This is a genomic window from Telluria sp. AIW5, assembly GCF_056680575.1.
This window is the reverse complement of the sequence record NZ_CM155289.1, coordinates 4,944,452-4,957,619: the sequence shown is the minus strand read 5'-3', so window position 1 is coordinate 4,957,619 and position 13,168 is coordinate 4,944,452. Positions and strand designations below refer to the sequence as shown.

The 13,168-nt window shown below is 64.5% G+C and carries 14 protein-coding genes; 11 read left to right on the top strand and 3 right to left on the bottom strand.

All coding sequences use genetic code 11. The annotated features are described in order from the left end of the window. The first annotated feature begins 66 nt into the window (after positions 1-66). Positions 67-792 carry a hypothetical protein gene (locus AC1MEM_RS21975; protein ID WP_499474189.1) on the top strand — a complete coding sequence of 242 codons (726 nt, stop codon included), beginning with the start codon at positions 67-69 and terminating at the stop codon, positions 790-792. Positions 793-822: 30 nt separating this feature from the next. Here AC1MEM_RS21975 and AC1MEM_RS21970 read toward each other — a convergent pair whose 3' ends face one another. Continuing rightward, complete coding sequence (locus AC1MEM_RS21970) at positions 823-1,233, bottom strand: NINE protein (protein ID WP_499474187.1); 411 nt, start codon at positions 1,231-1,233, stop codon at positions 823-825. A gap of 275 nt (positions 1,234-1,508) precedes the next feature. Between AC1MEM_RS21970 and rpsP the strand changes: the two genes are divergently transcribed. The 10 genes from rpsP (at position 1,509) to AC1MEM_RS21920 (ending at position 10,397) form a co-directional block, all read left to right on the top strand. Then, the gene (rpsP, locus tag AC1MEM_RS21965; protein WP_499474185.1) at positions 1,509-1,760 is read left to right on the top strand and encodes a 30S ribosomal protein S16; all 252 of its coding nucleotides are present in this window, start codon (positions 1,509-1,511) and stop codon (positions 1,758-1,760) included. A 15-nt stretch (positions 1,761-1,775) separates the two neighbouring features. Then, positions 1,776-2,339 (top strand): ribosome maturation factor RimM, encoded by a 564-nt coding sequence (rimM, locus tag AC1MEM_RS21960; protein WP_499474183.1) that lies wholly within the window; start codon positions 1,776-1,778, stop codon positions 2,337-2,339. A 26-nt stretch (positions 2,340-2,365) separates the two neighbouring features. Further along, positions 2,366-3,124 carry a tRNA (guanosine(37)-N1)-methyltransferase TrmD gene (trmD, locus tag AC1MEM_RS21955; protein ID WP_499474181.1) on the top strand — a complete coding sequence of 253 codons (759 nt, stop codon included), beginning with the start codon at positions 2,366-2,368 and terminating at the stop codon, positions 3,122-3,124. 127 nt (positions 3,125-3,251) lie between these two features. Continuing rightward, the gene (gene rplS / locus AC1MEM_RS21950) at positions 3,252-3,641 is read left to right on the top strand and encodes a 50S ribosomal protein L19 (protein WP_499474179.1); all 390 of its coding nucleotides are present in this window, start codon (positions 3,252-3,254) and stop codon (positions 3,639-3,641) included. Positions 3,642-3,704: 63 nt separating this feature from the next. Then, positions 3,705-4,403, top strand: a complete 699-nt coding sequence (locus tag AC1MEM_RS21945) for a CoA pyrophosphatase (RefSeq protein WP_499474177.1) — start codon at positions 3,705-3,707, stop codon at positions 4,401-4,403. A 91-nt stretch (positions 4,404-4,494) separates the two neighbouring features. Further along, complete coding sequence (locus tag AC1MEM_RS21940) at positions 4,495-5,454, top strand: CobD/CbiB family protein (protein WP_499474175.1); 960 nt, start codon at positions 4,495-4,497, stop codon at positions 5,452-5,454. A gap of 239 nt (positions 5,455-5,693) precedes the next feature. After that, a complete protein-coding gene (locus tag AC1MEM_RS21935; protein ID WP_499474173.1) occupies positions 5,694-6,041 on the top strand; it encodes a DUF3579 domain-containing protein in 348 nt (115 codons plus the stop codon). 125 nt (positions 6,042-6,166) lie between these two features. After that, positions 6,167-6,616: a CBS domain-containing protein gene (locus tag AC1MEM_RS21930; RefSeq protein WP_499474171.1), complete on the top strand. Its 450-nt coding sequence runs from the start codon at positions 6,167-6,169 to the stop codon at positions 6,614-6,616. A 132-nt stretch (positions 6,617-6,748) separates the two neighbouring features. Beyond that, entirely contained in the window at positions 6,749-9,508 is a 2,760-nt protein-coding gene (locus tag AC1MEM_RS21925) for a M16 family metallopeptidase (RefSeq protein WP_499474169.1), read from the top strand. An 88-nt stretch (positions 9,509-9,596) separates the two neighbouring features. Next, entirely contained in the window at positions 9,597-10,397 is an 801-nt protein-coding gene (locus tag AC1MEM_RS21920) for an SDR family oxidoreductase (protein ID WP_499474167.1), read from the top strand. Positions 10,398-10,472: 75 nt separating this feature from the next. Here the strand turns inward: AC1MEM_RS21920 and AC1MEM_RS21915 are convergent, their stop codons facing one another. Both AC1MEM_RS21915 and AC1MEM_RS21910 read right to left on the bottom strand, forming a co-directional pair. Further along, entirely contained in the window at positions 10,473-11,543 is a 1,071-nt protein-coding gene (locus tag AC1MEM_RS21915) for a flavodoxin family protein (protein WP_499474165.1), read from the bottom strand. 131 nt (positions 11,544-11,674) lie between these two features. Next, positions 11,675-13,006, bottom strand: coding sequence for a tetratricopeptide repeat protein (locus tag AC1MEM_RS21910; protein ID WP_499474163.1), 1,332 nt, complete (start codon positions 13,004-13,006; stop codon positions 11,675-11,677). Positions 13,007-13,168 lie beyond the last annotated feature (162 nt).

The following is a 13,168-nucleotide window of genomic DNA, read 5'->3' as shown; positions in this document are numbered from 1 at the left end:
TCGGTTAAACGGAGCATGACAGCCGCGTTCGTAGACTGGCTCCACTGTTCAACTCTGGAGCTCCACATGCCAACCATACCAGCGCGCCCCATCCGCTTCCCGGCCCTTGCCGTCTCGTCCCTGCTGCTGCTGAGCGCCTGCGGAGGCGGCAATTCCGCTCCGGATCCGGTGGCCACCAGTCCCGATCCGGCCCAGCCCGGCCCGACCGCACCGCCTGCGCCGCCCGAGCAACCGTCCCCGCCGACCCAACCCGGTCCGGACACGCCGGCCGACCCGGCGCCCGAGCCGGAGCCAGTGCTGGCCGCCACCTATGCCGGCCTGGGTGACGACACTACTCAGCCGGCCTGGAACGCGTGGGTCGCCCCGCCGAATCGCGCGCCGGTGAGCGGTGTCGGCTGCCTGGTCAACGAAAACTTCCACCAACATTCGCTGGTATCGATTTACAGGGATGGCGTGCGCCTGGGATTGCCCGACAATATCGGGCGCGGCGGCTGCGCCAGCGCCTACGAACTGCATACCCAAGACACGACGGGCGTGGTGCACATCGAGACCGATGTGCCGAAAAAGTTCACGCTGGGCCAGTTCTTCGCGCTGTGGAAACAGCCGCTCGGCGCGAACGGCACGGCGGGCCTCGGTGCGCCCGTGCGCTTCTACCTGATCGCGAACGAGAAGCTGACGCGCTATACCGGCGACCCGGCCACGCTGGAACTGGTGGCGCACCGCGAAATCGTCATCATTGGCGGCACCGCGCCGGCCGTGCTGCCGAAATATCGCTGGCCGGCCGGCCTTTGAGGTAAATCGGGCCGCGACACTTCGACGCTCTCAGCCGTACGCGCCGCCCGTGTAGAGCAGGTCAAACAGGCGCGAGATGGTGGCGATCAGCACCGTCGTGCCGACGAGCAGGGTGGTCACCAGCAGCAGGGCGAGGAGCCAGGTCGAATGCGAACGGGTGCCTGCCGCGGCATTGTGGCGTGCGTCCCAGCGCTCGTCGGGCGTGAGGCCGATGACCAGCGCCTCGATGTAGCCGGCGATGCCTGAGACCAGCAGCGGCAGCAGCGCATAGAAGGGATTGACCCCGTGCGCGTTGCTGAAGATAAGGCCGGCAATGGGCAGGCTGCTGATGTGCAGCAGGCCGAGGCGATCGAGGCCGCCATGCAGGTAAAAGCGATGCGCCCCCAGCGTCCCCAGGGAAAGCGCGAGCGCGGTGGCCAGCGTCTTGTTCTTGTGTGCCATTCGTCAGCGGATGTGTTACACGAAAGGCCAGAGTATCGTTCATAAACGTGACAAAAGCATCATCTTTTATGTAAATGCAATGTATCAAGCTGTTGCAGCGAATGCGCGGGCGCGGCCGGGCGGGTAGCGGCCGGGCGAAAAATAGCGGATAATGCCCGATTCGGCCGGGACCGCGCGCCTTGTTGTCCGCTTCTTGTCATTTCGCTTGCTGCTCTGCGGCATTGCGCGCTATAATCGTCGGCTTTCTCCGTCCAGTACAACTTTTTGGAATTATTATGGTCGTTATCCGTTTGGCTCGTGGCGGCGCAAAAAAGCGCCCGTTCTTCAACATCGTTGCAACCGATTCGCGTAATCGTCGCGACGGCCGTTTCATCGAGCGCATCGGTTTCTACAACCCGATGGCCTCGGGCGCCGAAGTCGCCCTGCGCATCACCGCTGACCGTCTGGCTTACTGGCAAGGCGTTGGCGCACAACTGTCGCCAACCGTTGCTCGCCTGGTCGCTCAGCAGACCCCGGTAGCAGCTTAAAGCAAGGTTCCAGGTTTGACCGATTCAGCTGCCGCAGTTGCGAATGGGGCGCAAGCCCCTGACGACCTGACCCAGGTCGGGTATGTTGCCGGTGCCTATGGCATCGCCGGCGCCATCCGCGTCACGCCGTTCTCGACGGATGCGGATGCGCTGCTGAGCGTGAAAACCTGGTGGCTCGATAAGCCGAGCCTGCGGTCCGTCACCGTACGGACCACGAAAATGCATGGCGGCGACGTGGTCGCCACCCTCGTCGGGATGGCGGGCCGCGATGCGGCGGAGGCGCTGAAAGGTGCCGCCGTGCACGTATCGCGCCGCGAGTTTCCCGCGCTCGAGGAAGACGAGTATTACTGGTCCGACCTGATCGGCATGGATGTCGTGAACCTGCAGGGCGAAGCCCTTGGCAAGGTGATTGACATGATGAGCAATGGTCCGCAATCCATTCTGCGCATTGAGCCCGTCGCCGATCCGGAAAATGCAGAAAAGGCGCCTGAGCGCCTTGTGCCGTTTGTGGACCAGTTCGTCAAGCACGTTGAACTCAAGGCAAAAAAGATTACCCTGGACTGGGGCCTGGATTATTAACCCGGTCTGTTCGAGGCGAGGTCCCGATGCAGTTTGACGTCGTGAGCTTGTTTCCCGAGATGTTTGCCGCGTTGACGCAGTCGGGTGTGACCCGGCGCGCCTTCGAGCAGGAACGCTGGGGCCTGACGCTGTGGAATCCGCGCGATTTCACGACGGATCGCCACCGCACCGTGGATGACCGCCCCTATGGCGGCGGCCCCGGGATGGTGATGATGGCCAGGCCGCTCGAGGCAACGATCAATGCGGCCAAAGCGCGCCAGGTCGAACATGGCCTGCCGCCGCCGCGCGTGGTGTTCATGTCGCCGCAGGGCAAACCGCTGACGCACGAACGCGTCATGGCGCTGAAGGACGAGCCCGGTCTGGTCGTCCTGTGCGGCCGCTACGAAGCGGTCGACCAGCGCCTGCTGGACCGCATCGTCGACGAGGAAATTTCCCTTGGCGACTTCGTGCTCTCCGGCGGCGAATTGCCGGCGATGGCCTTGATGGATGCGGTAGTGCGGCTCTTGCCAGGCGTGCTGGGCGACGAAGCCTCGGCGGTCGAAGACAGTTTCGTCAACGGCCTGCTCGATTCGCCGCATTACACCCGCCCCGACGTCTACGAGGGCGTGCCGGTACCGCCGGTCCTGATGGGCGGGAATCACGCCGAGATTAATAAATGGCGCCGCCAGCGCATGCTGGAGGCGACCCTGAAGAAACGGCCGGAACTGTTGGACAAGGCGCGCGAAGCGGGCCAGCTGACGAAGGCCGATGAAAAGTTTTTGACCTCGCTCCGTCCTGCGGAGTAAGGTCGGAAAATGCACCATATGGTGCGAGACGTGCGGGCATGTTGCTCACACGTTCAACCCCATCCTCTACTGGGCGACGCATCGAGCGTCAACACGCGCCAGCAAGATGGTTTTTGGAGTCATAAGAATGAATCTGATTCAGCAACTCGAGCAGGAAGAAATCGCGCGCCTCGGCCGTGCCATTCCTGATTTCGCACCTGGCGACACCGTGATCGTCAACGTCAACGTCGTCGAAGGCACCCGCAAGCGCGCCCAGGCATACGAAGGCGTCGTCATCTCGCGTCGTAACCGCGGCCTGAACTCGAACTTCATCGTTCGCAAGATCTCGTCGGGTGAAGGTGTCGAGCGTACGTTCCAGCTGTATTCGCCGCTGATCGCTTCGATCGAAGTGAAACGCCGCGGTGACGTGCGTCGCGCCAAGCTGTACTACCTGCGTGAGCGTTCGGGCAAGTCGGCTCGTATCAAAGAGAAACTGCCACAACGCAAGGTCGCTAACACCACCGCAGCCGCTAAGTAATAGCGATTGTGGAGCGAAAAAAGGCATCCCCCGGGATGCCTTTTTCTTTATCCGTTGGAGGAAATGCTTTTGGTTAAGGTTCATTTCGACCCATCCCGCCTGCCAATCGACGCCGTTGCCGGCGAGCCGGCGATCGACCCTGCATTATTGACCACCGAGGCGCTGCGCGCCCGTTTCGCCCGCTCGCGCCTGAGCTGGGAGCCGGAAACGCCGGATGAGTCCTGGATGCCCCCGGGCTTCAAACTGCGCCGCGCCGCCGTGCTGGTGCCCGTGGTCGAACGCCCCGAGGGCTTGACGGTGCTGCTGACCCTGCGCACCGATCACCTCAGCAGCCACGCCGGCCAGATCGCCTTTCCGGGCGGACGCGCCGAAGAACTCGACTCCTCGCCGATCGAAACGGCGCTGCGCGAATCGGAAGAAGAAATCGGCCTGCACCGGCGCCACATCTCGATTGTCGGCGTGCTGCCCGACTACGTCACCGGCAGCGCCTACCGTGTCGCACCGGTTGTCGCACTGGTCAAGCCGCCCTTCGAACTGACGGCCGATCCGGGTGAAGTGGCCGATATTTTCGAAGTGCCGCTCGCCTTCCTCATGAACGGCATGCATCACCAGCGCATGTCCTTCGAACTGCCGGAAGGGAAGGGGCGGCGCAGCTTCTATGCGATGCCTTATGAACGTTTCTTCATTTGGGGCGCGACTGCCGGCATGCTGCGCAATCTCTTCCATTTCCTGCGCGCGCCTGCCCAGGCAGACATGTTGTAAAGAATACTTACCAGTCCTGATTTGATTATGGCGAGCACCTGCGCTATCGTAGCGGGCAGCGTGGTATTGCCATAACAAAAGAAGGACTTGCATGACATTTTTTTCCATTCTGTGCGCACTGATCATCGAGCAACTGAAGCCCTTGCGCGCGGATAACCAGGTCTACGGCGGGATCAAAAGCCTGGCGATGCGTATCGAAGGCTGGTTCAACGCCGGCGAATCGAAGAACGGCCGCATGGGCTGGTTCCTGATGATGGCGGTGCTCGTGGTGCCGGTCGCGCTCGTCTACTGGGTGCTGCAATACTTCGGCCTGGTATTCCTGGCCTTTGCCTGGAACGTCGCCATCGTCTACCTGACGCTGGGCTTCCGCCACTACAGCCACTACTTCACCTCGATCCAGCTCGCCCTGAACAGCGGCGACGAAGCCACGGCGCGCGTGCTGCTGGCCGAATGGGCGCGCATCGACACGGTGGGCATGGATGCCGGCGAGATTGCCCGCATCGCGGTCGAAAAGTCGCTTATCACGACCCACCGTAGCGTCTTCGGCGTGTTCTTCTGGTTCCTCATGCCGGCCGGGCCTGCCTGCGCCGTGCTGTACCGCGTCTCCGAATACCTGGCGCGCGCCTGGAACGAACCCGAACACATGCGTAATGAAGCCTTCGGCCAGTTCGCGGCCCGCGCGTTCTACTGGATCGACTGGATTCCGGTGCGCCTGACCGCGATCGCCTTTGCCGTGGTCGGCAATTTCGAGGACGCCATCTACGCCTGGCGCAACTTCGCCAACCGCTGGGCCGACGAATCGCGCGGCATCATCCTCGCCGCCGGCGGCGGCGCGATGGGCGTGCGCCTGGGAACCCCGAACGAGAATGCGCCGCAACTGTTGCCGGTCGATGCCGCCATGGTCGACCTGAGCGAAGCCGACACCGAGGTCCTGCCCGGCGAAGAGCCGAGCCTGCGCGCACTGCAAAGCACCGTGGGACTTGTCTGGCGTGCGCTGATACTATGGATGATTCTGTTGTTACTCCTGTCCAGTATGGTCTGGCTGGGATAAGGGAGTACGGTGCATCTCCGCGGCTTATCGGGGCCTCGAGAAACCGTAGCGAGCGGAAGGGCTGTTGGCCGAGCCGCCAAGGCGACGCGGCTGTACTGATGTACAGCGAGCTATCGCCTTGGCGACGCAGGCCGACAGACCGACGCGCAGTAGGTTTATCGAGGTCCCCTCATCAAGTCTTCTATAAGATATAATACTCGTCGTCTACTCCACGCACTCTTGTATCAGCAAGCAGCACTATGGCCGAGTTACCGCATACCGGGACGGAAGGCGCCGTCGGCGAATTCTTCATCCTGGGCCTCACAAGTAATGGCAAGCAGTTCCGCCCGAGCGACTGGGCGGAGCGCCTGTGCGGGGTCATGTCCTGCTTCCGGCCCGAAGGCAGCGGCGGCCGCCACGCCCACCTCCAGTTTTCTCCCTACGTCCACCCGACCGTCGTCAACGGCGTCAAGGCCGTGGTCGTCAACAACGCGCTGAAGAAGGCCGAACCGCTGGCCTATCACTTCGTTGTCAATTTCGCCAAAGACAATGATTTGCAGGTCGTCGACGCCTGCTTCGTCGAGTTGCCGGGCGATCCGAAACTCTGAGTTCCCCCGGGGCGTTTGAGCCAGATCAAACCCGCCCCAAATCTGCGCATTAGCTTGGGTTCGTACGGTGGGCATTCCGTGCCCGCCGTACGAACCCGGTTCAACGATCAGCAGGGGAGGCCACCATGAACATCAGCGAGATCTGCACCATCCAGACCGTCAGTTGCAGCCGCGACGAAACCGTGCAGGGCGCCGCGCTCCTGATGCGCAAGCACCACGTCGGCGACCTGGTCGTCGTCGACGGCGCCGACGATGAGGCGATTCCGGCCGGCATCGTCACCGACCGCGACATCGTCGTGTCCGTCGTCGCGCTCGGGCTCGATCCAGCCAGCCTGCAGGTCGGCGACATCATGAGCGACGACCTGCTGACCTGCCGCGAAGAAGACGACGTCTACCAGACCATCGAACACATGCGCGTGCGCGGCATCCGCCGGGTGCCGGTGGTGAACCGCCACGGCGGCCTCGCCGGGATCGTCAGCGCCGACGACCTGCTCGAATTCCTGGCCGAGGAAATGGGCGACCTGTCCCGTATCAGCGGGAGCCAGCAAGCCCATGAGAAACGGGCAAGACACTGACATAAGCTGCAACCCTCGTTTGTCCCGCCCCCGCGCACCGAACCGGTGCGTGGCGGCATCCCGACATCGACCATCTGTTACCATCCCCGCTGGCGCGCCGCAGCATGCGGCGCACGATACTGACGGGATGACATGAATTTCACGAGCTACCAGCGCCGCCTGCCCGCGCACCTGATCGCGGGCGCCTTTGCCTTCCTCGCCGCCGGCACACTGGCGGATGCCGCAGCCGCAAAAAACGCACCGCATGCGCCGCTGCCGAAAGGCGTCACCCTCGGCGCCTCGGTCGAGGGCATTACCGAATACCGGCTGCCCAACGGCCTGAAAGTGCTGCTGTTCCCGGATACCTCGCGTCCCACCGTCACCGTCAACGTCACCTATCTGGTCGGCTCGCGCCACGAGAATTATGGCGAAACCGGCATGGCCCACCTGCTCGAACACCTGCAGTTCAAGGGCGCGCGCAAGAATCCGGACATCACGCGCCAGTTCGCCGACCGCGGCATGGATTTCAACGGCACCACCTCGCTCGACCGCACGAATTACTACGAAGTGTTCCAGGCATCGCAGGCCAACCTCGACTGGGCGCTGCAGATGGAAGCGGACCGGATGACCGGCTCCTTCATCGCGAAGAAGGATCTCGACTCCGAGATGACGGTCGTGCGCAACGAGTTCGAGAGCGGCGAGAATTCGCCCTCCAGCGTCCTGATGAAACGCATGCAGAGCATCGCCTATGACTGGCACAGCTACGGCCGCTCGACGATCGGCAACCGCAGCGACATCGAGAACGTCAGGATCGGCAACCTGCAGGCCTTTTATCGCACCTGGTACCAGCCCGACAATGCCGTGCTGCTGGTGGCCGGCAAATTCGATGCCGATGCCACGCTCGCGAAGATTGCGCGCCTGTTCGGCGTCATCCCGAAACCGAAACGCACGCTCCCCGCATTCTGGACGGTCGAGCCGACCCAGGACGGCGAGCGCAGTTTCGCCGTGCGGCGCCAGGGCGACGTCCAGATCGTCATGCTCGGCTACAAGGTGCCATCGAGCCTGCACGACGACAGCGACGTGATGGCCTTTGCCTCCGCCATCCTCGGCGACGTCCCGACCGGGCGCCTGCACAAGCAGCTGGTCGAAACCGGCAAGGCGAGCCAGGTGTTTACGTTCGGCGAGACCGGCTACGCGCCGGGCCTGCAGTATGTGGGCGCGATCGTGAAGAAGGGCGAGCCGGTCGAACCGGTGCGCGCGGCGCTGACCGAAGCAGTCGAGCATTTCGGCGACAAGCCGCCGACGAACGAGGAGATGGCGCGCATCCGCCGCATGTACGAAAACGACATGGAGCGCAGCCTGAACGATCCGCAGCGCGTCGGCGTGGCGCTGTCCGAGACGATCGCGCTGGGCGACTGGCGCCTCTTCTTCACCGGCCGCGAGCGCATCAAGACCATCACGGCGGACGAAGTGGCGGGCGTGGCGAAGCGCTACTTCAAGCGCGACAACCGCGTGACCGGCATCTTCATTCCCGAGGACGCGCCGCAGCGCGCCATCATTCCGCCGGCGCCGAGCGTGGAGAGCATCCTGAAGGACTTCAAGCCGAGTGCCTCGACCCTGGTGTCGGAAGACTTCGAACCGACCCAGGACAACATCCTGAAACGCACCCAGCTCGTGACAAAAGGCGGCGTGAAGCTCGCGCTGCTGGCCAAGAAGAACCGCGGCGAGGCAGTCACGGTCGACTTGCGCCTGCACCGGGGCGACGAAAAGAATTTGTTCGGCAAAGGCGCCGTGCCCGAGCTGACGGGCGCCATGCTGATGCGCGGCACCAGCCGCTACACGCGCGAACAGCTCGCCGACGAATTCGACCGGCTGAAAATCGCCGGCGGCCTGACCCATTTCCAGACCACGCGCGAACACCTGGCCGAGGCCTTGCGCCTGGTCGCCCACGTGATGAAGGAGCCCGCCTTCCCGGCGCCCGAATTCGAACAGCTGCGGCGCCAGTCGCTGGTTGCGCTGGAAGCCAGCCGCGCCGAGCCGCAGGCGGTGGCGGCGCGCGCGCTGTCGCGCCATTTCGACCTCTACCCGAAGGGCGACGTGCGGCACGCGAACAGTTTTGATGAGGACCTGGCCGAACTGAACGCGGCGCGCCTGGAAGACCTGCGCGCTTACCACCGCGAGTTTTACGGCACGGTGCCGGCCGAGATGGCCATCGTCGGCGACTTCGACGCCGCCAGCATCACGCCGCTGGTGGACGAATTGTTCGGCGCCTGGAAGCCCGCCGCCAACGTGGCGCCGGTGCTGCGCCGTTACGCCGACATCGCGCCCCTGAAGACGACGCTGGACACGCCGGACAAGGAAAACGGTGTGTATACGGCGCGCCTGAACCTCGACCTGAATATCGACGACCCCGACTATCCGGCGCTGACCCTGGCCAATTATATTTTTGGCGAAGGCGGCCTGCGCTCGCGCCTGATGGACCGCATCCGCCAGAAGGATGGCCTGTCCTATGGCGGCGGGTCGCAGCTCGAGGCCGGTGATCTCGACCGGGCGGGGGCCTTCGGCATCAGCGCCATCGCCGCGCCGCAAAACCTGCAGCGGCTCGATGCCGCGATCCGCGCCGAGCTGGCGCGCGCGGTCAAGGACGGCTTCACCGCCACCGAACTGGCCGGCGCCAAGTCGGGCCTGATGCAGCAGCGCCAGCAGACCCGCTCCGACGACGGCGCGCTCGCCACCGGCTGGACCGCCTACCTGTACCGCGGCCGCACTTACGCATGGTCGCGCGAGTTCGAAGCGAAGCTGATGGCCGTCACGCTGCCCCAGCTGAACGCCGCCTTCCGCAAGGCGATCGACCCGTCGAAACTGTCGGTGGTGATGGCGGGCGACCAGAGCAAGGCCAGGCCGGCGCCCTGAGCCTGTTCGCGCCGTACCCGCTTGGAGAATTTGCGCAGGGACCTTAGAATGTTGTCCTTCGGCATCATCTAGCGGCAGGAGCAGTGTCATGAAGGGCAAGAAAGAGCAGGGACCGGACCACGCGCTGGCCGGTATTTCCTTTGCGGGCAAGGTCGCGCTGGTGACCGGCGGCGCCAGCGGCATCGGCCGCGCGGTAGCGTTGGCCTTCGGGCGCGCCGGCGCGGCGGTGGTCGTGGCCGACATCGCCATCGACGGCGGCCATTCGACGGCGGCGATGATCGTCGAGGGCGGCGGCAAGGCGCTGTTCGTGCCGGCCAACGTGACGCGCGCGCAGGATGTCGCAACGCTGGTCGACAAGGCCGTGCACCATTACGGCCGCCTCGACTGCGCCGTCAACAGCGCGGGGGTATTCGAGGAGGGCGCGTTGCTGGTCGAGTGCGAGGAGGCCATGTACGACCGCATCATGGACGTCAACGTCAAGGGCGTCTGGCTGTCGATGAAATACCAGCTGCGCCAGATGAGCCGCCAGGGCGGCGGGGCGATCGTCAACCTGTCCTCGGCCCTGGGGCTGGTCGGCGCGCCGGCGCAGGGCGTGTATGCCGCCAGCAAGCACGCGCTGGCCGGCCTCACCAAAAGCGCCGCGCTCGAGCATGCGAAAGAGGGCATCCGCGTCAATGCCGTCTGCCCCGGCGCGGTGCGCACGCCGATGCTGGCGCGCGCCGCCGGGCGCGAACCGGCCATGGAAAAGAAGCTGCGCGCCGCCCACCCGATGGGCCGCTTCGCCGAGCCGGCCGAGATCGCGAACGCGGTGCTGTGGCTGTGTTCCGAGCAGGCCTCGTTCGTGACCGGGCACGAGTTGTCGGTGGATGGCGGGTTTACCGCGATTTGAATCCGGCACGCGGCCGGTATGCAGCCATGGCCCGCAAAAATGGAATGATCGTGCACGGTACAAAACCGCCACCCATCATTTCGGCCGTGGTGTCTCCAACTTTGCCGATGGCGGTACGATGCGCCCCGCGCGCAGGTCCTGCACCGTCAGCGCCACCGAACGCGCCACGTTACGCACTTCTTCCTGCACGTTCGTGTCGCGGTCGAGCGCCTCGTGGCTCTCGGCATACGATTCGTAATAGCCGATGAAGCGGTCGAGCGTGCCGAAGCTGCCCGAATCGACGAGGCCCATCCAGTTCAGCCAGTCGGTCAGCGACCGGCGCGTGCCTTCGATGCCGGCGACGTCGCCATGCACCACGACGCCGAAAGCGCGGCCGGCCAGGTGCTTCGGATAGTCCCAGCCTGCCAGCTCCATTTCCTTCGCTTTTTCGGCGTCCTTGCCCTGCGTGGAACTCGGGTCCGGGTTGCCGCCGTCGGCGCACACCAGGCGGTCGATCATCAGCTTCAGCGTGGAGGGCGTCTGGTACCAGTACACCGGGGTCAGGATGATGATCCCATGCGCGGCGACCCAGCGTTCGTAGATCTCGTTCATCCAGTCGCCGGTCTGGCGCTCGGCGTGGTTCGGATAGCAGCTGCAGGGCCAGTGGCACAGCGGCATGGCGGTCGAAGCGCAGGCCTTGCAGGGATGGATGTGGCGGTCGTAATCCGAGGTCAGGCGCGACAGGTCGAGCAGGTCCGCTTCGATGCCGTAGCCGGCCAGCGTGTCGCGCGCGATTTTTGTGAGGCGCCAGGTTTTCGACATCTCGCCCGGACAGCTGCCGTCGTTGCGGGCCGAGGCGTTGATCAGGAGGACCCGGTGCGGCGTGTCCGGGTTCTTCTGGTGCAGGTCGGCGGCCAGCAGGCGATCGCGCGCGGCCTTCCATTCGATCGAGAGGTCGTAGCCGGGATCGGCGAAGCCGACGCCCGCCTTCACGGTACGCGGCGCCTTGCGCTTGTCCTGGTAGGCCTGCCAGGCGACTTCTTCCACCTTCGCCAGTTCGCCCGACACCTGCTGGTAAGCCGGATCGAAGAAACCGTCCATGAAATTGCGACGAAATTCGTCGCGCTCCAGCCGTGGCGGCGCCTGCCCCTTGCGAACCGATGTCATGTGGTCTCCTCGAGAAGGACCGATTATGCGCAAGGCCCGGCCGGGCGGATGTACGCTGGCGAACTGTCGCGGCAATAAAAAAGCGGGCGGCGCCATGTGGCGACCGCCCGCTTTTCGATACGGCGTGAGGCTTACTTGCCTGCGGCAGGTGCGGCAGGTGCGGCAGCAGCAGGTGCGGCGCCCGCGCCGGCTGGCTGCTTGAGCGTCATGATCCAGACGCGCGCCACGTCCGCCAGGCCGCCGCCGGCCTTGACGCTCTCGAAGGTCTTGATGGCTTCGTCCTTGCGGCCGGCCTTGGCCTGGGCGGTGCCCAGGCGCAGCTTGGCTTCGTCAGGCTGCTTCAGGCCGCCCTTGGCGATACCCTGCTGGATGAAGCCGATGCCCTTGTCGTGCTGGCCCATCGTCGAGTAGGCCCAGCCCAGGTTGACCAGGCCGGCGCCGCTCTTGGCCTTGGCAGCCGAGGCTTCGCCGGCGGCGATGTTCTTCGCGTCGTCGGCGGCGCCCTTGTCGGCTTTCGCACGCAGCGCGCTGTGGGCCTTGGCGTTTGCGCCCTTGCCCAGTACGCCCGCGGCGTAGCCGGCGTCCATTGCGTTCTTCGCTTCGGTCGGGAAGCCGTCGCGCAGGGCGCTTTCGGCCAGGTCCACGTAGTCTTCCTCGCGCAGGGTCTTCATGGTGGCGAATTCCAGGCGCAGCACCGGCATGTAGTTGTTCTGGTCGAATCCGGGCTTGCGGATCACGCCGACGCGGATGACTTCGCCCCACATTTCATCGCTCGGATAATACGCCACCAGCTTCTGGACCGCGCTCTCGTAGGCGGCGTTATCCTTCGACTCGTGGGCGGCGCTCAGCATCAGCTTCAGGTCTTCCTGCGACGGGGCCTTGCCGGCCTTTTCGGCTTCGCCGATCAGCTGCTGCAGCTGGGCCTTGGCGCCGGCATAGTCCTTGTTCAGGTACTGGGCGCGCGCCATCATCGGACGGGCCACGCTCATCTCGCCGCCCATCGATTCGTAGCGCTTGAGCTGTTCGATGGTCGCGCCGTAGTTCTTCGCGCGGTACTGGATGTCGGCCATCGCCAGTACCAGCTTTGCCTGCGATTCCTTCGGTTCGAAGCCGGACTTGATGACTTCGTCGGCGGCGGCGAGCACGCCCGCATCATTGCCGCTGACCGAGGCAGCCACCATCTTCAGGCGGTTGACGACGTAATTCTCGTAGGGCGTCTTGTTCGGCAGCGCCTCGGCCTGGGCGATGCGCGACTGGATTTCGGCCGTGTTCTTGGCGTTGATCAGCGGCTGCAGGGTGTTCTGGTCCATCAGCTTGTACAGCTCCGGACGCACGTTGTTGGTCGGCGCAGCCGCAGGCGCGTCGGCCTTCTGGGCGTGGGCGCTCGTCATCAGGGCAGGCGCGGTGTTCAGGCCGACGGCGGCCAGCAGCAGGCAAAGGCGAGCGAGGCGGAAATGGGACATGAGTGATCCTTCTAAAAAGATGAGCGGAGAAAAACGAGAGATGCGATCCGCGGCAAGGTGGCAGTTTTGCCAAGCTTGAGCAAACGCGCATTGTCCCATAAACGGTGGAGACCCTGCGGCGCGATTGTGCCGCAGGCGGGAAGCGAAGGGGGCTGCCGTTAC